We start from the raw sequence: 21924 nt of genomic DNA, 5'->3' as shown, positions 1-21924 counted from the left end.
CCTTTTTTTATTGTTCAATATTTCATTAATTAATACTTAATTCTTATACCGCAGAAGCGCCAACTAACTTCACCTCAGTACGTTCCTCGCGCGCGATACCTGCATAATAATTACGTAAAATCTGTAGCACTTCTGGGCGACTAAAGTTGTCTGGCACCTCTTCGTCCTCAGACAAAGCCTTACGCAATTTGGTTCCTGATACTTTCACATGCTCAGACGCTTCATGCGGGCAAGTTTTGTCCGATGCCATGGCATTACAAGCATTACACCAGAACGTCCAGCCAATTTTTAACGGCTGAGTGATAAGGTCGTCTTTACCGACATAGTCAAAGATAGCCTGCGCATCAAAGGCACCATAGTAATCACCAACACCGGCATGGTCGCGACCGACAATCAGATGGCTACAGCCATAGTTTTGACGGAAGACGGCATGCAGCAATGCTTCACGTGGTCCGGCATAACGCATATCTAGCGGATAACCGGCTTGAATAACGGTGTCAGCTCTAAAGTAATTGTCAATCAAGGTTTTAATCGCTTCTTGGCGCACGTCTGCTGGAATATCGCCTGGTTTTAATGCGCCCAATAACGAATGTATTAGTACGCCATCACATATTTCGATAGCAATCTTGGCAAGATATTCATGCGAGCGGTGCATTGGGTTACGAGTTTGAAATGCAGCAACCGTTTGCCAGCCTTTATTGTCCAAAATTGCGCGCGTTTCAGCAGGAGTTTTATAGATTTCTGGGTATAAGGTTGGGAACTCGCCTTCGCTTAATACTTCGACACTACCGGCAATATTGACCTCGCCTTGCTCTAAGACTTGTTGAACGCCTGGGTGCTCTGCATCTGTGGTAGTAAAGACTTGCTGGCATTCGTGGTCTTTATCGATGGTATAGGTTTCTTCTACCGTTAAGATGCCCATAATCTCGCCATCTTGCGCCACCAAAGCGACTTTATCGCCTTGATTAAGACTATCAGCAGTTACTTTGGGTGCTGACAAAGTAATAGGGATTGGCCAAAACAAGCCTGCATTGTCGCCACTTTGCAAGCGCATGTTATCAACCACGCCCTGCCAATCTGCTTGATTCATAAAACCATTCAATGGTGTAAAGCCACCAATACCAAACATAATCAAATCACCACGCTCACGAGAGCTTAGGGTAATGGTTGGCAAGGTATTGGCAAGCTTTAATGCTTGTTTAAGAGCGTCGCCATTTAATAACAACGGCTTAAGCTCAGCGCTACCGTGTGGTGGAACAAGTTTTGATGGTGATTGATTAGGATTGATAGATGTCATGGTAATTTTACAACCTTAAGAAATGGTGAAAAAAAGGATTGAATTGAAAGTAACTTTTTTGAAAGGCGTTGCGATGAATAAGGTATTAATTGCCGTAAATTAATATTAAAAGTAGCTATTAAATTTGATAAGCATAGGCTACCTAACTTTCGTTATGAAAATTTATGCTGTGTTTGGATATGGATATGTCTTAAAGGAATTTATGTTTAGAAGGTTAAGCTTATATGATGTAAATCTGAATGGTTTACCTTGCGACTGGCAATAATAAAATCGAGTACACACGCAAATCATTTTCGTCGCAGCTTTTATATTTAAAAACAAAATTGAGATTACGTCATGTATCAATATAACTACGCTGACCAAACCTTGGTAGAAGAACGAGTCGCCCAATTTCGCGACCAAACCGAACGGTTTTTGGCAGGCGAGCTGCCAGAAGAGCAATTTTTACCGCTGCGCTTGCAGAATGGGCTTTATATCCAGCGCTATGCACCTATGCTACGTATTGCAGTGCCTTACGGATTATTGGCAACTTATCAATTACGTAAATTGGCTGAGATTACCCGTAAATATGACAAAGGTTACGGACACTTTACTACCCGCACCAATATGCAACTGAACTGGCCAAAACTTGAAGAAGTACCAGATATTTTGGCAGAGCTAGCGTCAGTACAAATGCACTCCATCCAAACCTCGGGTAACTGTATCCGTAATACCACCACTGATCCTTATGCTGGTATTCATAAAGAAGAGATTGCCGATCCGCGTCCTTACTGCGAGATTATTCGTCAGTGGTCTACCTTTCATCCTGAGTTTGCATTTTTACCACGTAAATTTAAGATTGCCGTTATCGGCACTGCCAATGATAGGGCAGCGACACAAGTGCATGATATTGGACTGCATTTGAAAACCAATGACGCCGGCGAGCTTGGTTTTGAAGTGATTGTGGGCGGCGGACTTGGTCGTACACCCGTCATTGGTAAAACTATTAACAAGTTCTTACCGCGCCAGCACCTGCTCAGCTATTTAGATGCCATTTTGCGGGTTTATAACTTACATGGTCGCCGTGACAATAAGTTTAAAGCTCGTATCAAGATATTGGTTGAAAGCATGGGTGGTCCTGCCTTTGCTAAATTGGTCGATGCCGAATGGGAAGCGCATACCAAAGACGGCTCACTGACATTAACCGATGCCAACTTTGACAAAGCCAGTAGTTTTTTTACTGAGCCTGATTACCTTAGCTTCGATGCACTGCAAATACAGTCTGAGCTACAACAGACACTTGATAGCGATAAAGACTTTGCCAATTGGTATCAGCAAAATACGGTTGCCCATAAAATCGCCGGTTATCGTGCCGTGGTGATTTCTTTAAAGGCAGGTTTGGTTAATGGTAAGTACGTACCATCAGGGGATATCAGTGAATCGCAAATGGACGCCCTCGCCGACCTTGCCGATAAACATAGCTTTGGCGAGTTGCGTGGTACTTATCAGCAGAATTTAGTTTTTGCTGATGTGCAAACTAATCAGTTATACGAGTTATGGCAACAGCTAGCTAAATTGCATTTAGCCCGCCCAAACATCAACACCCTAACCGACATGATCGTTTGCCCGGGCTGGGACTTTTGCTCACTTGCCAACGCGACGACCCATAATATCGCTGAGCAAATCGAAAAACAGTTTGATGATCTCGATTACCTTTATGACTTGGGTGACATTCGCCTCAATATGTCTGGCTGCATGAACGCCTGTGCGCATCATCATACTGGCGATATCGGTATACTTGGTGTCGATAAAAAAGGCGAATACTGGTACCAAATCAGTCTTGGCGGTAACTCTAGTAATAACGCCAAACTCGGTAAGATACTAGGCAAAGCCGTACCTTCTGATGATGTCGCGACGACCATACAAAAAATCATCGACGTCTACATAGAGCAGCGCGTCAGCAATGAACATGACGTAGAAGGCTTTGGCGACTTGGTCGATCGTGTCGGCATTGCCCCCTTTAAGGAGAAGGTCTATGGCTAATCACCATGTATTAAATGAGCAAGGCGAAAATATCAGCCAAAACGATACCTGGTTAGCGCTATATACCGATACGCTACCAGATGGTATTACGCTAAGCCAAATATCACTTTTAGAGCTGCTACAAAAACAAGAAAAACCTGATGTGTTACTGCCACTTAGTGATTTGTTAGATGCTAAAGGCAATATCGCTGGTGGGCTGTCTCAACAACTGCGCGAGCTATTAGCCGAACATGCCAGCCGTATGGGCGTTTGGGTCACATCAGATAGCGATACGGAGGTACTGACGCGTATACCAAAGTTCTTATTGCAACAAGAACTGATTGTTATTCATGTGCCAGCCTTTACCGATGGACGCGGCTTCAGCTTCGCCCAAACGCTACGTCAAATCGGCTATGAAGGTGAAATTCGTATGGCTGGCAAGTTTGGTCGCGATCAAATCGCTTATCTATTGCGTGCAGGTGCTGACAGCTTTGTGATAAACGACCATGACCTGCAGTCTATTTCTGATATCAGTCAAGCCTTTAACGCCCTTGCCAGCAGTTACGACGGGCGCAACGTTGCCGACTTACCGATGTTTGCAGGTGCTTAATTTAGCATTAAATATAAAACCTACTATTAACCACTTATAAATTTAACTATTTAATTTATCATCCACCATTAAGGAAACTATCATGAGCCAATTACACCCAAATCTAGATATCGACAACGCCAATAAAGATCTGCAAGGTAAGTCACCTGAGCAGATCGTCGAATGGGCATTATCTCAAGCGAAAAACCCAATCATTACCACCAACTTCCGCCCTTACGAATCAGCTATTTTGCATTTGGTCGCTAAGCAACGCCCTGATATCACGGTATTGTGGGTAGACTCAGGTTATAACACCGATGCAACGTATCAGTTTGCCAATAAAGTGATTCGTGATTTAAACTTGAACGTTATCACCTATATTCCTAAGCAAACCGCTGCCCATCGTGATGTGACCATGGAAGGTATACCAGGTATTGATAACCCGCAACACGATGAATTCACTGACCAAGTCAAGCTTGAGCCGTTCCGCCGTGCACTAGATGAGCTAAAGCCTGATGTTTGGTTTAACGCTATTCGTAAAGACCAAACCGAATTCCGTCAAGGTCTTGATGTACTTAGCCTATCAAAAGATGGCGTCTTAAAAGTCGCGCCATTGTTTGAGAAAACTGATGCAGATTTAGATGTTTATCTTGAAGAACACAGCCTACCTAATGAGTTTGATTACTTCGATCCGACTAAGGTAGAAGAGCATCGCGAATGTGGTTTGCATACGCAGTTATAAATAACAGTTAATGCTTATAATGCCTAAATAAAGTTAATATCCCTTTCATCATTGGTGAGAGGGATCTTTTATACCAGATAGCTATCTTTTTGCTTTCCCCTATTCCCTTTCATCGCAAAAACTACCCTCAATATCTCAAAAACGACTATGCTAATGCCAATTCACTAGATGAGCCATCGCCCATGATAATTCATAATAGCTGCATATATTAAATTGAATCACTGGTAATACTATGAATACCTTTCCGCTATTTTTTAAATTAGAAGGTCGCAAAGTGCTTATCGTTGGCGGCGGCGATGTGGCGCTACGTAAAGCTGACTTGCTGAGCCGTGCTGGCGCGTGCATCACTATCCTTGCTCCTGCTATCTGCGCTGAGCTACAAGCACTACTCACCAATAATAAAACAGATGCCAAGCACCAACTCATTTATGAAAATTATAATAAAACTTATATGACAGGCGCACGCGTCATTATCGCTGGAACGGATGATGAAGCGCTGAATCATAAAATTCATGCCGATGCCACCGAGCTAAATATCCCCGTAAACGTCGTCGATACGCCACATTTATGTGATTTCATCTTCCCTGCGATTGTTGATCGTAATCCTATCGTCATTGGCATTTCATCAAACGGCAAAGCGCCAGTATTAGCACGTCTATTGCGGGCACGGTTAGAGACCTTGATTCCACAAGGCTATGGTAAATTAGCCAAGCTTGCTGGCGATTTTCGTGGTGAGGTAAAAGCCAAAATCCCAACGCTTACCGGACGTCGGCAGTTTTGGGAAAAGGCATTTGAAGGCCCTGTCAGTCAGCTCATGTTTGCAGGCAATGAAAAGGAAGCTGTGGCACAATTACAAGCTGATTTAGATAACACAGCAGCTGTTATCAGTGGAAAAAATATTGTGAATGATACAGCTACAAAATCCCAAACCGGAAAAAATGAGATAGGTGAAGTCTATATCGTCGGTGCTGGTCCTGGCGACCCTGAGCTGCTCACATTTAAGGCGCTGCGTTTGATGCAACAAGCCGATATCGTCTATTATGATGCGCTGGTATCACCGCAAGTATTGGACTTATGCCGCCGAGATGCTGATAAGGTTTTCGTCGGTAAAAAGCGTAGCAACCATGCCGTTGCGCAACTGGGTATTAATGAACTACTGGTTAATAGTGCCAAAGAAGGTAGCCGCGTAGTGCGTCTAAAAGGCGGTGATCCATTTATCTTTGGTCGCGGCGGTGAAGAGATTGAAAGCTTACGTGCGCACGGTATTCCTTATCAAGTGGTCCCCGGTATTACCGCTGCTAATGCCGCTGCCAGCTATGCCGGTATTCCCCTTACCCATCGTGATCATTCGCAGTCAGTACGTTTCGTAACAGGATTTTTAAAGGCTGGTGCGCCCAACAGTAATTTTAAGAGCTTTCTAAATACTGATGAAACCGTGGTGTTTTATATGGGATTGCACTCGCTACCACGCTTGACGGAAGGTTTGATTGACGCTGGCCGTAGTGCGGAGACTCCGATTGCCATTGTCTCTAACGCCAGTATGCCGAATCAGCAAGTATTAACGGGAACGCTTGAGAACATCGTTGAGTTGCAAGAAAAAAACCAGCTTCCCACGCCAGCACTGCTCATCATGGGTGATGTCGTAAGTTTGCATCATGACTTGGCTTGGTACAACCTACAAAATCAGCAGCACAATCAAAACGTTAGTGATACTGGTAGTAATTGGCTACGAGGCGGTACAGCGGCGACACCAAAAGACAATCACACTAATCAGCAAGCACATGCGCTATCTATGATTGCTAATTTGGCAACGGAAGATGAAGGTCTCGAGCAGTTAGTGATTGGTTAGAGTAAATCCTAAAAAACCATTTTAATTTATAGCCCTACCGATTTATTGGTAGGGCTTTTTTCTGATTGTAACAAAGCAAACTTCTCCAATCCTTGCTAGAATAATCGCTGTCTTTCATTCAATATTAAGCCTCATTATGTCTGTATTTGCTGTTACCCCTCTTACTATCCTTCACACCTCTGACTGGCATCTGGGGCGCAGGCTTTATGGGCGCATGCGTTATGATGAGTTTGAAGCTTTTTTAAGCTGGCTACAAGACACCATTAGTGCGCAGCAAGTCGATGTGCTTATTGTCGCTGGTGATATTTTTGACACTATGACCCCAAGCAATAGAGCCCAAGCGCTGTATTATGAATTTTTAGGTAAGGTTTCAAAATCATGCTGTCAACATATTGTCATCGTCGCAGGTAACCATGACTCTCCTACTTTTTTAGATGCCCCAAGCAATGTGCTTAAGTTTTTAAATGTCCATGTCGTTGGTACGGCTTGTGACGACTTAAATGATGAAGTCATGGTGTTAGATAATGCTGAAGGTACACCGCATTGTATTATCGCGGCTGTCCCTTATCTGCGTGACCGCGACGTGCGTAGTAGTAATGCTGGCGAGTCAGGTCAGACTAAAGACGCCAATGTTATCGCTGGTATCTGTGCGCACTATGATGAAGTTGCAAAGATTGCCAAAGCCAAGCAAGCTGAAATAGCTAAGGCACATAAGCGTCATATTCCTATTATTGCCACAGGGCATTTATTTGCTGCTGGTGGCACTACCACCGATGATGATGGTGTGCGTGAGCTGTATGTTGGCTCACTTGGTAAAGTCTCAGCCGATATGTTCAGTGAAAGTTTTGATTATGTCGCACTTGGGCATTTGCACGTGCCTCAACGCGTTGGCGGGCGTGAAACCATTCGCTATTCAGGCTCACCCATTGCCATGGGTTTTGGCGAAGCTCGCCAGCAAAAACAAGTGTTGCTTATAGAGTTTGGGGTAGCGTTAGAAAATGAACATTTAACGGCAGAAAACTTGCCTGAGAGCGCTTCTCATCAGCTGTCTAATACCGTAGAAAAAACCGCTAAAAAAGTAATCAAGCAGTCAGCAAGCTTTATGGATGACCTGTTTGCAGATGTAGAGTCGGTAGAAGGAAGTGATGAGGATAATACAGCGTATATTGCAGAAACTCCTAAGCAAACAGAGGTTACTCTAAGCATTCATTCCACTTTAATCGCCAAGCCCAAGCTATTGCACCACGATATTGCCCGTCAGATGCAGGTAATCTCCCTGCCTATTCCAATATTCCAAAAACTAGCGCAAGTATCGGGTGATTTGGAGACTATTGAGAGCACTATTAAAGAACTCGCTCATTCGGAAATGGTCTGGTTAGAAGTAACTTATACCGGCGATAATATCGTCAATAATTTGCGTGATAAAGTTGATGAGATAGTAAAAGGATTATCGGTGGAAGTTTTACTAGCTAAAAATCCGCGTAACTATAACAAAGTTTTAAATAAACAGCAGACCTCTGAGACGCTACAAGATTTAAATGAGCAAGAAGTATTTGAGCGTTGCTTAATAGCGCATAACGTCCCTGATGAGCAAAAATTAACCTTACGTGATGCTTATGAACAAATCGTTTACAACCTACGTCATGAAGATACTCAAGCTGAATAATAGCCATTAAATATAGAAACTGAAAATAATAACTGCTAGCTATTCAACACCTTCATCATTACTTTTATAGTTATCTTTATTACTGCTAACCCTAATAAAAATAAGACCATGCCATGCGCCTAATTGAACTAAGACTGAAAAACCTCAACTCCTTAAAAGGCGAATGGCACATTGATCTTAATGATCCCGCTTTTCTAAACGAAGGTATCTTTGCCATTACTGGACAAACAGGCGCTGGCAAGACCACTATTTTAGATGCTATTTGTTTGGCGCTGTATAGCCAAACGCCACGACTCGGCGATATTACTGGCTCTACCAATGAGATAATGACCCAAGGTACAGGAGAGTGTTCCGCAGAAGTAATTATTGAAATTGACGCCAAACGCTATCAGTGTTCATGGTACCAACATCGTGCCCACAAAAAATCCAAGGGTAACTTATTGCCGATTAAGCATGAAATCAGTGAAGTTGAAACTGGCAATATCTTAGAAGAGAAAAAATCCAAAACCTCCGTCTATATCCAAGAGTTGATAGGCATGGATTTTAATCAATTTACCCGCTCTATTATGCTGGCCCAGGGCAGCTTTGCCGCCTTTTTGAATTCTGATATTGGCAATAGAGCGGCAATTTTAGAAAAAATAACGGGCACTGCTATTTATGCCAAAATCTCACTCAACGTCCATGAAAAAAAACGTAATGAGGAAGAAGTACTTGGCAAGCTACGGGCAGGCGTTGATGGCTTATCTTTGCTAAGTATTGAAGACGAAAATCTGCTTGCAGCTGAGTTAAGAACCTTAAATCAGCAGCAAAACATACAGCGACAGACCTTTAAAACACTGAGCGAGCAGCTACAATGGCTGGATAGTGTACAGCAATTACAACAAAACCTCTTATCCTATCAGAGCGAATTTGCATCAGCGCAGCAGCTACAGCAAGCCTTTATTCCAGAGGCACAGCGTTTAGATATTGCCAATAAGGCATTAGAGATTGATAGCCAGTTTCGTGGGCTTAGCTATAGTCGTGAGTCGGTAAAGAAGTTGGATATTGAACAACAGGGATTACTGAGTCAGATTCCTGCTCAGCAAGAAGCGTTGTCGCAAGCTCTTCACGTTCTAGACGATACCAATAAGCTAGCAAAGCAAGCAACAGACAATCTTCAAACCACCTTACCTATCATTACAAAAACACGCGAGTTAGATGCGGATATAAAGCAGAAAACACAATCTCTAGCAGACGACAATCAGCGTAAAGAGCTATTGGTAAGCAATACCCAGACATTAGGTCAAGAAATACAGAGCCACGCACAGACAGAACAACAAATTAACGATCAGCTTACGCGCATAGAAAGCTATTTTAGCAACTATCAAGAGCTGATTGACCTTGATACAGATATGGCAACCTTTGATAGCAGCTGTAGCCGCTTAAAAGCATTGCTACAAGATAATGCAAATTTAGCCGCTGATCAGCTGACTCATGATAATCAAGCCAAACAACTACAAGCTGATTTTGATAAGTTAACGACGCAGCAAATCCTAGATAAAGCACAAGTACAGCAGCAACGTGATGATATTGCCGCTCTACAACAGCAGCAAATAGCACTCATTGAAAATCAGTCCATTGCTAGTATGCGCAGCGAGCAAGAACAAATCGACCAAATAAATGCGCAAATCGAGCAAGCCAGTTTTAAGTTACAGCAGCTGTCTGAGCTTGCCAGCCAAATCAAAAACATTAATCTCTCGCTACCGACTCTGAATCAAGAGTTAGTAAGCTTAGAAGGTTTAATTGCAAGTTATCAATCAGATATTCAAAATACCAAGCTTAAAAGACAAGATAAGCAGGAACATCTAACGTTACTACAAAAAGTGGCTAAGCTTGAAGATTATATAATAGAACTCAAAGATGGGTCGCCCTGTCCGCTGTGCGGTGCGCATGAACATCCTTATGGTAACAAGCATCCGCTATTAGATACTAATATCGATGATAAAAACCAGCCTTCTCAGGCGCAACAAGCCCAGCAGCAGATAACTGAGCTTGCAACACTCATTGAAAACCTAGAGCAGTCCTTATCAAAATATCATATCGAGCATGCAACCAAGAAAGAGACACTTAATAACCAACAAGCTCTATTGACGCCCCTACAGCAGCAATCTAAAGCTTTATACAGTGATATTCAGGCTTATCTAACCGATCTGTTTGACGCGAACAAGGATTATTCTGAAGCGGTTCACTCGATTATCAATCCGCTTACTCAGCTAAATAATGACATCAATATGACTGGTAACGATATCAGCCACTCTTTATCTTTATTGAGCAGTGCCAAACACCGCCTTATTGACCAAAAACAATCCCTCAAAGCCAACCTGCTTCAATATGATGATCTGACGGCAAGTATCTCCAAACTAAGTAGCACTATCGAGGTTGAAGATAAACGGCAACAAGCACTTGTTAGTGCCACAAGTAGCCTGACAACTGACATCAAGCTCAACTCTCAAAAAATTGAAGGTATCAAAGATAAGATAGCAGCTAATTTCTTCGAGCTAACGCCGATGATGAATATCGTTTCCTCTTTAGTGGATAAATATCCTAGCGATAAATACCAAGAATATTTAGGTGGAGAGCTTACAAAAACAGATATTCAACATGCACTTAGAGAATTGAGTAGTAGTATTGCTCAGCAAAGAGTGCTCGATAGCATCGACTATGATGGTCATATCGATAGGTTACGCCAGCAGCGCAATACCTTGAAGCAGTTAAAACAGTATTATAATGAACAAAAAATCAGCCAACAACAGCTAACCAATACCTTGAGTAGCTTAACGGCGCAGATTGAAACCAAAAAGTCACAGCTTACTAATGATGACATAGCACTCAAAAACATAGAACAACTAATGACTGATAAGACTGATGTTATTAATGCTCTAAAGAAAAGTAGAAAAGATATTTTTGCGGATAAAAACCCAGACTATGAAGACACTCAATTACGCCGCACCGTTGATGCCGCAAAAGACAAGCGAGAAAATGCACAAAGACAGTTAGACAGTGCTCAGCAAACGTTAGAACAACTACAGGTTAGACAACAACAGCTAGCGTCAGAAATGCAGTCTGTGACTAATACGTTAGAAACCCAGCAAACTCAGTTTACTGACTTACTAGTAGAGTCACAGTTTGTAGATGAAGCTGCTTTTATCAATGCACGCCTGCCGAGAGAAGAGCGTGAGGCACTACATACACGTAAGTTGGCGATTGATAACGCTATGCAACAGGCCAGATTGCAATTGGATAGCACTCAGAAACTGCTAGAGCAAAAACTTGCGACGCCTATGACTGAGCAAAGTCGTGATACGCTGGCAAGCCAACACTATCAAATACAAACGGACATTGATCAACTAAATCAGCAGATCGGTGCCATTGATCAAAAGCTCAAAGACAATGCCAGCCAAAAAGGTCAACAAGCAGAACAACTGATTGTCATAGATGCGCAAAAACAAAAGCTGCAAGTTTGGCAGCAGCTGCATACACTCATTGGTTCAGCGGATGGCAAAAAGTATCGTACCTTTGCCCAAGGGTTAACCTTTGAAGTCATGATTAATCATGCTAACGATCAATTACAAAAGATGAGTGATCGCTATTTGCTGATTCATGATGACAGCAATCCGCTTGAGCTTAATGTCATTGATAATTATCAAGGCGGTGATATTCGCAGCACTAAAAACCTATCCGGTGGTGAAGGTTTTATTATCAGCTTAGCGTTAGCTCTTGGACTATCGCAAATGGCCAGTCATAATATCCGTGTGGATTCACTGTTTTTGGATGAAGGTTTCGGTACGCTTGATGAAGAGTCGCTTGATATTGCTTTAGATACCTTGACTGGCTTGCAACAAGAGGGAAAATTGATTGGCATTATCTCCCATGTACAGGCATTAAAAGAACGTATCCTAACCCAAATTAAAGTTGAAAAACTCTCAGGCGGTTTTAGCCAAATCAGCGGTCAAGGTTGTCGACGCGTTGTGAGTGATAAAGTGTGATTTGTTACTACGACATAAGTTAAAGCGATTAACAAATAACAAAAAGTATATTGCTATGATTAATAAAGAAAACTACAACAATATTAGTCGAATAGCTATAAATCCTACCAGTCTCGAACTCTTAGCTGTTTTATCTTTTGGTGCTATCAGCGAGGACATCCAAGACGATATTATTGGCGCCCAAATATCGATAGCGATGGTAAGCTACTTCTATCTTCTGACGCGCCTATTAGAAAGTTTTTATATCATCAACTTTATACTTTTAAAAAGGCTGGCGAGTTTGGGATTATTAATGATAAAGGTGAGATGATACTAGAGCCACAATTTGATAGTTATCGTGATGACGCTGATAAAGTATGGTTAGAGAAAAACGGCAAAATGTTAGGTTTAGATATGCTACTAAGATTAGACTAAGCATCAATGATGTTTTTGATGTTCAATGTCAGACAATAAAAAACCACCGTTAATCGATAACGGTGGTTTTTTCATATAAAAAATAACAGATAGTTAGTAAATTTATTTATTCACTAATCCACTCAGCTCACTCATCAAGACAGATAATGTTGATAAGCTGATAGTAGTATCATCATTACTGTTAATTTTTTCCATCTCTGCCGTGACGGCGGTAAGCTGGCTAGCGTGACGTGACTTCCAATCATTAAAGGCTTGAATGGCGTCAGGCTGAGTCAATAACATATCCATCAGCATACGTAAGCTGCGCGATACCTCGTTGGTTAGCGCATGACGGGCACGGCGATCCCAATGATCTTGCTGCGGTAACATAGCAATATTATCCGTCATCCAATCAAGCTGTAAGATATGGTAAGCCTCAAAGTATAAAGTCGCAATCTCATCAACCGGACGTTCATACTGCTCTGCTAAGAGTGCTGCATCAAGCGCATCGACATGGTATGGCAGCATCGCAAACATCGCAGCATCATTAGCAGAGAGATCATCTGCCATCAAGCTTGTGGTATCGGCTTGCAAATATTGCGAGAATTGCTGCTCAATAAAGCCACCTGATTTAGTCAGCTTCTCGACGCTGTCTTCAAAGCGATTGATCATATCGGCAACTTGCAAATCTTGCCCAAAGGCATTGATAAACCAGACGACGCCATTTTCGAGTGCAGCACGTAGACGCAACTCAATCTCGAGTAGCAAGGTGGCATCCACCTGATTATCAAGTGATTCAAGTAGCTCCCATGCTTTTGAGACATGAAAAACATCACGCGTAATCGCATAGCCACGCGCAATAGTCGCAAGCGTTTGTCCTGTTTCTTCATGTAAACGGAATATCGCTTCGATACCCAGACGATTCACAATGTTATTGGTCAAATAGGTACTGATAATTTCACGATGTAGACGATGTTCTTTCATCTCATCAAAGAAGCGTGATGCCAGCTCATCAGGGAAATATTGGCGTAATTCATTGACGAAATACGGTGCATCAGGTAAGTCTGAGAGCAGTAAATTATCATAGACCCACATTTTGCCATAAGCCATCACGACCGCTAGCTCAGGATTGGTCAAACCGGTTCCTGCTTTTTGGCGTTTGGCAATTTCTTCATCTGATGGCAGATACTCAATTGCGCGATCTAAACGACCTTCTAATTCCAACATCTGAATAAAGCGCTGATGATCACTTAAGTTTGCCGCCGCACGGAGTTGGCTCAGCTCAAGCGCTTGCGGTTGCAAATAGTTTTGACGCAACACCAACTCGCTAATGGTATCGGTCATACTTTCAAGGAGCTCATTGCGCTGCTTGAGCGTCATATCACCTTGCTCAACCACTTTACCAAGTAGGATTTTGATATTGACTTCATGATCTGAGCAGTTGACGCCGCCTGAGTTATCGATCGCATCGGTATAAATGCGTCCACCAGTTTGCGCATATTCGATACGACCTCGCTGGGTGAAACCTAAGTTACCACCTTCCCCGACGATAGCAGTGCGTAATTCACCACCATTGACACGCACGGCATCATTGGCGCGATCACCTACATCGGCATCGCTCTCCTCACTACTTTTGACATAGGTACCGATACCACCATTCCAAATAAGATCTACTGGCGAGCGTAGTAAGGCACTGATAAGATCATTAGGCGCCAAGCTATCCTCAGAGATATCAAACAGCACTTTCATCTCAGGGCTAAGCGCAATGGTCTTATCTTGACGTGAAAAGATGCCACCGCCTTGACTAATGAGCGACTTCTCATAATCTTCCCACGATGAGCGAGGTAGGTTGAATAAGCGCTCGCGTTCGGCAAAAGACGCTGCTGTATCTGGGCTTGGGTCAATAAAAATATGCATATGGTTAAAAGCCGCCACCAACTTGGTATGGGTTGATCTGAGCATACCATTACCAAAAACGTCACCGCTCATATCGCCAATACCGACCACAGTAAAGTCGTCTCGATTTTGAATGTCCATGCCGCGCATACGGAAGTGGCGCTTGACCGACTCCCAGCCACCGCGTGCGGTGATACCCATCGCTTTGTGGTCATAACCCACCGAGCCACCAGAAGCAAAAGCGTCATCGAGCCAAAAATTATATTCAGCAGACAAAGCATTGGCAATATCAGAAAAGGTTGCCGTGCCTTTATCAGCCGCAACGACCAAATACGGGTCATCTTCATCATGACGCACGGTATTGGCTGGCGGGACAATCACCCCATCAACAATATTATCAGTCACATCAAGCATACCGCGAAGGAAGGTTTGATAGCAGACAATGCCCTCGGCTTGGAACACATCACGCCCATCTGCCATGGTTTTGGTCTTAACGATAAAGCCACCTTTTGAACCAACTGGTACGATAACGGCGTTTTTCACCATTTGTGCTTTGACAAGACCAAGGACTTCGGTACGGAAATCCTCCATACGATCAGACCAACGCAGACCGCCGCGAGCCACTTTGCCGCCGCGTAGATGCACTGCCTCAACGCGTGGCGAGTAGACAAAAATCTCAAACATTGGCTTAGGTTTGGGCAGATTTGGGATATCCGCTGCCAAAAACTTAAAGGACAAACGATCTTTACGCTGTCCATCCGCGTCTATTTGATAAAAGTTAGTACGTACCATGGCGTTAATCAGATCTAAGTACCAGCGGAAGATACGGTCTTCATCCAAGCTACTGACATTGGTTAATGCGGTGGTAATTTGCTCTTGAATGCGACTGGTTTTGCTGGCACGTTCCTCATCACTGTATAGAGGATTCATTCGTGCATCAAATAAACTGCTTAATGCGACACTGATATCACTATTTTTCACCATGGTTTGTTGAATATAAACATTAGAAAATGGTGCTTTTGCTTGCATCATATAGCGTGATAAGGCGCGTAGTACCACCACATCATAAGTATCTAACTTAGTAATTAACACCAGCTCGTTAAGTGCATCGTTCTCAACATTCCCTGCCCAAATTTGCTTTAAGCTGTCCTCAAACTGCGACCTAACCACTTGCATATCAATGGTATCGACGTGCTCTAAAACTAGCTCATATTCCTGCATCCAAATAGGCTGCTCAGGCAAATCAAACTCATAAGTCTGGGCTGAGATGACCGACACCCCAAAATTCTCTAGTACCGGCAAGACTTTGGATAAAATAACCGCTTGCTGGCGACCATATAGTTTTAGATGCAGCTGATTGCTTGCGTCACCTGTCGATTGATATAAATGCCAAATCATTGGCTGCTCATCACTCAAACCTGCTAAACGCTTGGTATCTTCAACGGCGGTACGCGCATCAAAACGCTCTTGATAAGCGGCAGGTATATAACTTAAAAATCTGCGTGTTAAGGCATTGGCATGCTGCTCACCAACATTATCCAGCAGCATTTTTTGATAATTATCACTCCATGATTGCATCAAAGAAGATAGCTTGGCTTGGAGTGCAGCGGTATCTACTTCATGTACTTGACCTGGCACCGTACGAACATGCACATGAACGCGGGCGTGTTCTGATTCATTAAACTCAGTCGTGAAGCCTGAAGATGTGCCACCGTACGCTTCTTTTAGAACATTTTGTACTTTGATACGAAGCTCGGTATTGAACTTATCGCGCGGAATGTAGACCAAGCAGGAAACAAAACGCTGATAATGGTCAATACGACAAAATAAGCGCAGGCTCTTTTTATCCTGTAGCTGGCTGATACCTAACACTGTAGGATAAAGCTCTTCAATGCTTGCTTGAAACAAATCATCGCGTGGTAAGGTATTAATGATGTGCATCATTTTGTGATATGCATGCCCATCACGTGGCAGATTTGCCATTGCCATGATTTTATTGGATTTTTCGCGTAATAATGGAATTTGCTGTACGCTTAGTTGATAGGCTTGTGCTGTAAACAGACCGATAAAGCGGTACTCACCAATAAGCTTACCTTTATCATCAAATTTATGAATACCCAAAAAGTCCATATAAACGGGGCGATGTACAGGTGATACACGGCTTGATTTTGATAACATCAATACTTGCGGCGCGGTTAGCAGTTTTTTTAGATTGCTTGGCAGCTCATCAAAGCTTTTTGAGAGCTGATCTTCACTACCACCGCGTAATAAACCAAGACCACTATTTCCAATAGAAAATAAATCTAAATCGCTGCGGTCGGCTTGATTGGCTGTACTGCCAACCTCAACCCTATGCCTATCATTGTGTCCATCTTCTAAGCGGTATTCTCGATAACCTAAAAAGATAAAGTGATCATCTAATACCCAATCTAAAAATGCTTGAATCTCTTGCTGTGAATAAAACACTTCTGGCAGTGGTTTGGTAGCAAGCTCCGCTTTTATATCGGTTAGCTTGGCACGTATTTGCTGCCAGTCATCAACAACGACATCGAGTGTGTCTATTTTTTCTAGTAGCATCTGCTTTAACGCTTCAAGCTCATCATTGTCTTGATAAGAGATTTCACAGTGAATCAAAGACATGTGAGAGGTGCCACTTTCTTGCGCACTTTCAACCTGCGTGATAGACCCGTTTGCATCGCGTTCGACATTAACAATAATATGGTAAGTGCGATGCACATCGATGCCTTGCTCTTCAAGACTCATCAACAGCGTATCGACCAAAAAAGGTCTGTCATAAGCGACGATTTGGATAATAGTATGTGAGCTGTGAAAATGCTGCTCTTCTGCAATAGGGTTCAAAATAGCAAGCTGCGGCTGACTGCCATCATAGGCTTTTAATAGCGTGAAATGGTGCAGCGCCATACCTGCTAAATCAGGATTACTGATGTCTTTTGCGGTTTCTTGATGTAACGGTTGATAGTAGCTATGAATAAAGTGGTCAAACAACGATTTGTCTGCTTGTACATAACTGGTAGCAATATCGCTTATCTGGCTGATCCGCTCTTTTGCGATATTTAGAGAGTTAGGCATATCCTTTGTCCTTGTCTTTTTTATAAGCTTCTTATTAATCGTGGTGGTAGATCGGTTTGCAACTAATGATCATTATCAATCATGGTTTGTCTGACTCCCTTTAGACGAATATAGACGAATAATTTTTCGAAGTTACACCGACTCAGTAAGTCCGTGCTTTCACTCAAAGTGCTGTCTAAAGTGTAACGCACCTGCTTGCATAGCTAAAGCGTCCAAAATCATTTCATGAATCAGTAAGATGTCGATAACCTTTTCTAATGAGACAATAACACCCTAATGTAGTCTAATACTTGCTGGCAGGTGGATACTCATGACAATCACAGCGTTTTTTTGTTAGAATACTGCACTATATTGAACCGTATTTTACTGGTTCAGTACTAACTCACTCATTATGAATTTTAATGCTAAGGGCAAGACGTATGATGAATATTTTGGTGATTGGCTCAGGGGGTCGTGAACACGCATTGGCATGGCAGTGTGCAAAAGACGACAACGTACAAAATATCTACGTCGCGCCCGGTAATGCCGGCACTGCTCTTGAATCCAAATGCCAAAACGTCATTTTGGAAGACGGAGCTGATGCAGATGAGCATAGTGCCGTTATCGAGTTTTGCCAGAATAACTTTATTGATATGGTCATCGTTGGTCCAGAAGCACCTTTGGTAACCGGTATTGTCGATGCCTGCCGCGCTGCTGGTATCAAAGCTTGGGGACCGACGGCATATTGTGCTCAGTTAGAGGGCTCAAAAACTTTTGCCAAAGAGTTCATGGAACAAAACAACATTCCAACGGCAGCCTATCAAGGCTTTACCGATGCGGTAGCGGCAAAAGCCTATATCGATGAGCAAGGCGCGCCTATTGTTATTAAAGCTGATGGACTTGCTGCTGGTAAAGGGGTTATCGTCGCTGAGACGATCGAACAAGCTCATGAAGCCATTGACGATATGCTGGCAGATAATAAGTTTGGCGCTGCTGGTAGCCGTGTTGTGATTGAGCAGTTCTTAAAAGGCGAGGAAGCCAGCTTTATCTGTATGGTCGATGGTGAAAATATCTTACCAATGGCAACCAGCCAAGATCATAAACGCGCTTTTGAAGGCGATACTGGTCCAAATACGGGCGGCATGGGTGCTTACTCTCCTGCTCCAGTCGTTACTCAAGACGTTCATGATAAAGTTATAGTACAAGTCATTCAGCCTGTTGTTGATGCAATGAAAGCTGCCGGTCACCCTTACACCGGATTTTTATATGCGGGATTAATGATTGATGCTGCTAGCGACCCTTATGTGATCGAATTCAACTGCCGTTTTGGTGACCCAGAAACCCAGCCTATTTTAATGCGTTTACAATCATCGATGGTTGATCTGGTCGCACAAGGGCTGGCAGGTAAATTACCGAACGAAGCCAAATGGGATAATCGCCCTGCTCTTGGTATTGTCGTTGCTTCAAAAGGCTATCCTGAAACCTCTTCTAAAGATGATGTGATTTCTGGTTTACCAGCTCTTGGTAACCAAGGCGATAAAACCGTAAAAGTTTTCCATGCTGGCACCGCATTCTCTAATAATTCTGATAATGATACACCAAGCACTGAAAAAGAAGTGCTCACGAACGGTGGACGCGTATTGTGTGTCACTGCGCTAGCAGATAACATTTCAGAAGCGCAACAAGCAGCATTAGCTGTCACAGCAGCTATCAGTTTTGATGGTGCTCATTATCGCCGTGACATTGGTCATCATGCTATTGCCCGTGAAAATGTTTAGAATGGCACTTTAAAACAAAATCGTTATAAAAAGTTGTTATCGATAACGGTATCAAATTTTGTAAAAACGACCTCGCATGATGCCAGGTCGTTTTTTTTGATAAGCTGCTTTTACGATAACAAATACCTAATAATTTGAATTGGTCATCCAAGCTTACAAAGTAAATAATACAGCTAAGCTAAGCTGCATAACCTGCTGTCGTTATATGATACAATTCTGTACATTCATAACACATCTCCCTTGTATTGTAGGTGTCTCACCCACAAATCAATACCAACTCGATGAAATGACGATATCTATGGCAAATAATACCTCTAGGTCTTCTAATAATAAGCAATCTATCGATAATATTAAAACATCGGGGTTTGATCGCCGCCTGTCGATTGCTAAAACCTCATTAAACATCGGTCGTCGTTGGGCAGGTAATAGCGTGTCGGGCATGTTTCTCGATAAAGAAGCACGTACCGCACGCAACCAGATTTTTATGGAAGAACAGGCAAACTATCTGGCAGAAGAGCTTGGCAAACTAAAAGGTTCTGTCGTAAAAATTGGTCAAATGCTAGCGATTTATGGTGAGCATATCTTGCCGCCTGAGATTACCCGTGCATTGCAAACGCTGAATGATGATACTGCGACACTGGCATGGCCAAAAATAGAGCAAAATCTTCGTCAGTTATTGGGTAATAAGTTGCATGAGCTTGAAGTTGATCCTGTACCTATCGGTACTGCGTCCCTCGCCCAAGTTCATCGAGCAACTGTCATAGCAACTGGCGAACAAGTGGTATTAAAGATTCAATATCCTGGAGTGGCGGATGCGATTAACTCTGACTTAGCACTGTTTAAGCGTTTATTGAAAGTCAGTAATATTGTGCCTCAAACTCGCTCACTCGATGCTTGGTTTGAAGAGATACGCGATCTACTCCATCATGAAGTGGACTACGAAGCCGAAGCTTCTACTACTGAGCGTTTTTATGAACGCCTGAGTAATGACCCTCGATATATTGTGCCGAAAATAAATCGCACTTATTCAACCAAACGTTTGCTATGTATGTCTTATGAGCCAGGTATTAGTGTTGTCTCTGATGCATTACAATTATTACCTCTTGAGCGCCGAAGTGCTATTGGTCAGGCAGCTATTGAAATCATGATACAAGAGATTTTTGTTTGGGATGAAATGCAGACGGATCCAAACTTTGGTAACTATCTTGTTCGTGTCGCGAGCGATGAGAGTGAGATTGATAAGTTAGTATTGTTAGATTTTGGTGCGATTCGCCAGTTTGATGATAATTTGTTGACGATTGCTCATAATTTATTGCGCGCGGGATACTATCATGACCATCAAGCAATGATGCGGGCGATGACCGGTTATGACTTCTTCGACAGCATGAGCGATAAAGTGCGTTCAGATATTGCTTCTTTGTTCCTACTTGCCACCGAACCTTTTAGCGATCCTTTATTAAATCCTGATATCCCTGCTGATTGTTTAGATGAACAGCAGCGTTATATTTGGGCAAATAGTAAATTGCATACTCGCCTTTCAAACGACGCTTCACGTGCAATGCAATCTTTTGAGTTTAACCTTCCGCCCAAAGAGTTTATGTTTATCAGTCGGAAGTTTATTGGCGCTTATACCTTTTTAACGGTGCTTGACGCTCGTACTGACTCTAATAATTTGGTGAAACCATTTTTGTAATCGTTTTTAGGGCCAATTTTAAATAAAGTTTCGGACCGCCTTTTTTAGGCGGTTTTTTCGTGATTTATGATTTTTTTGCTTAGGCTATTTTATATTTTTAAATAGGGTAAAATTTAGTTACAAGTCTATTAAGTTGTTATTGTTTACTTAGGCTATTATTTTACCGTCTGAGCTTAGTACTTTTCAATCATCAAATCTGGTTTGATAGCTTGCTGGTTTCTTTATATTCAACTGCCAACAAGTTTCTTGACGTGCTAGATATTTGACCTCAAAGTGTGTTCGCTGACTACTACTTGCAATTTGACTGCGGATATTGGGTAGACACCAAACTTCACATACTTGCTGCTCAGCGTTATCCATATATGCTTCGATATTGGTCGCTAGTACTATCTCCCCACCTTCCTGCAAACGCGACAGTAGAAACTCAAAAAAAGGCATATTGAGCCACTGCTGATTAGGGTTATGTTGCTCAGGATTGGGATACAATATATAGATACTATCGATACTGCGCGGTGCTATTGCATGTACGATCCAAGCGATGGCATCGGCATGAATGGGTGTCAAATTACTTGAGTTTTGCTGCCCTGCCAGTTTTGCAAAGGCTTCAAACTTATTGCGGGTACGCTCAATAGCAATTAAATGCTTATCAGGGTTTTGCTGCGCAAAGCTAAGGGCATGCTTGCCTTTTCCGGCACCAATTTCTAGAACTAACGGTAATTCACTGTTGAGCAGTACTGAAGGCATGGAAAAGTCACGCGGCGCTGAGAGCTGATGCGGTTGGAATGCCCGTTTTTTCTGATGTGAAAGCTCAAGATTGTCACTCATACCCTACCCTTAGAATTTTTGTCATTTGTCATTATTCGACTGCATGCTATTATATAGTCAATGCCATGCAATAGTAATATCACGCTACTTATTATCTATCG

12 protein-coding genes are annotated in these 21924 nt (G+C 42.7%); 9 read left to right on the top strand and 3 right to left on the bottom strand.

The window, feature by feature from the left end; translation table 11 throughout:
* Positions 1 to 43 precede the first annotated feature (43 nt).
* Positions 44 to 1297 carry a sulfate adenylyltransferase gene (sat, locus tag ACMHKH_RS04500; protein ID WP_413519468.1) on the bottom strand — a complete coding sequence of 418 codons (1254 nt, stop codon included), beginning with the start codon at positions 1295 to 1297 and terminating at the stop codon, positions 44 to 46.
* A gap of 336 nt (positions 1298 to 1633) precedes the next feature.
* Here sat and ACMHKH_RS04495 point away from each other — a divergent pair, with 336 nt between their 5' ends.
* The 7 genes from ACMHKH_RS04495 (at position 1634) to ACMHKH_RS04465 (ending at position 12479) form a co-directional block, all read left to right on the top strand.
* Positions 1634 to 3319: a nitrite/sulfite reductase gene (locus ACMHKH_RS04495; RefSeq protein ID WP_413519467.1), complete on the top strand. Its 1686-nt coding sequence runs from the start codon at positions 1634 to 1636 to the stop codon at positions 3317 to 3319.
* On the top strand, positions 3312 to 3908 hold the full coding sequence (locus ACMHKH_RS04490) for a DUF934 domain-containing protein (RefSeq protein WP_413519466.1): 597 nt from the start codon (positions 3312 to 3314) through the stop codon (positions 3906 to 3908). The genes ACMHKH_RS04495 and ACMHKH_RS04490 overlap by 8 nt, the downstream gene beginning before the upstream one ends.
* 82 nt (positions 3909 to 3990) lie before the next feature.
* Positions 3991 to 4629: a phosphoadenosine phosphosulfate reductase family protein gene (locus ACMHKH_RS04485; RefSeq protein WP_413519465.1), complete on the top strand. Its 639-nt coding sequence runs from the start codon at positions 3991 to 3993 to the stop codon at positions 4627 to 4629.
* A gap of 232 nt (positions 4630 to 4861) precedes the next feature.
* Complete coding sequence (cysG, locus tag ACMHKH_RS04480) at positions 4862 to 6478, top strand: siroheme synthase CysG (protein WP_413519464.1); 1617 nt, start codon at positions 4862 to 4864, stop codon at positions 6476 to 6478.
* Between the two features lie 136 nt (positions 6479 to 6614).
* Positions 6615 to 8144, top strand: a complete 1530-nt coding sequence (locus ACMHKH_RS04475) for an exonuclease SbcCD subunit D C-terminal domain-containing protein (RefSeq protein WP_413519463.1) — start codon at positions 6615 to 6617, stop codon at positions 8142 to 8144.
* Between the two features lie 113 nt (positions 8145 to 8257).
* A complete protein-coding gene (locus tag ACMHKH_RS04470) occupies positions 8258 to 12169 on the top strand; it encodes an AAA family ATPase (RefSeq protein WP_413519462.1) in 3912 nt (1303 codons plus the stop codon).
* A 55-nt stretch (positions 12170 to 12224) separates the two neighbouring features.
* Positions 12225 to 12479 carry a hypothetical protein gene (locus ACMHKH_RS04465; protein WP_413519461.1) on the top strand — a complete coding sequence of 85 codons (255 nt, stop codon included), beginning with the start codon at positions 12225 to 12227 and terminating at the stop codon, positions 12477 to 12479.
* 206 nt (positions 12480 to 12685) lie between these two features.
* Here the strand turns inward: ACMHKH_RS04465 and ACMHKH_RS04460 are convergent, their stop codons facing one another.
* Complete coding sequence (locus ACMHKH_RS04460; protein WP_413519460.1) at positions 12686 to 17548, bottom strand: NAD-glutamate dehydrogenase; 4863 nt, start codon at positions 17546 to 17548, stop codon at positions 12686 to 12688.
* 422 nt (positions 17549 to 17970) lie between these two features.
* On the opposite strand from ACMHKH_RS04460, the gene purD reads away from it, so the two are divergent.
* The gene (gene purD, locus ACMHKH_RS04455) at positions 17971 to 19305 is read left to right on the top strand and encodes a phosphoribosylamine--glycine ligase (RefSeq protein WP_413519495.1); all 1335 of its coding nucleotides are present in this window, start codon (positions 17971 to 17973) and stop codon (positions 19303 to 19305) included.
* A 298-nt stretch (positions 19306 to 19603) separates the two neighbouring features.
* Positions 19604 to 20998, top strand: a complete 1395-nt coding sequence (locus tag ACMHKH_RS04450) for an ABC1 kinase family protein (protein WP_413519459.1) — start codon at positions 19604 to 19606, stop codon at positions 20996 to 20998.
* A 183-nt stretch (positions 20999 to 21181) separates the two neighbouring features.
* Here the strand turns inward: ACMHKH_RS04450 and ACMHKH_RS04445 are convergent, their stop codons facing one another.
* Entirely contained in the window at positions 21182 to 21823 is a 642-nt protein-coding gene (locus ACMHKH_RS04445; protein ID WP_413519458.1) for a DUF938 domain-containing protein, read from the bottom strand.
* Positions 21824 to 21924 lie beyond the last annotated feature (101 nt).

This window comes from Psychrobacter glacincola, from assembly GCF_965118485.1.
Taxonomy (GTDB): domain Bacteria; phylum Pseudomonadota; class Gammaproteobacteria; order Pseudomonadales; family Moraxellaceae; genus Psychrobacter; species Psychrobacter glacincola_D.
Note: the sequence above shows the minus strand (reverse complement) of the source record. Positions and strands in the feature narration are given on the sequence as shown.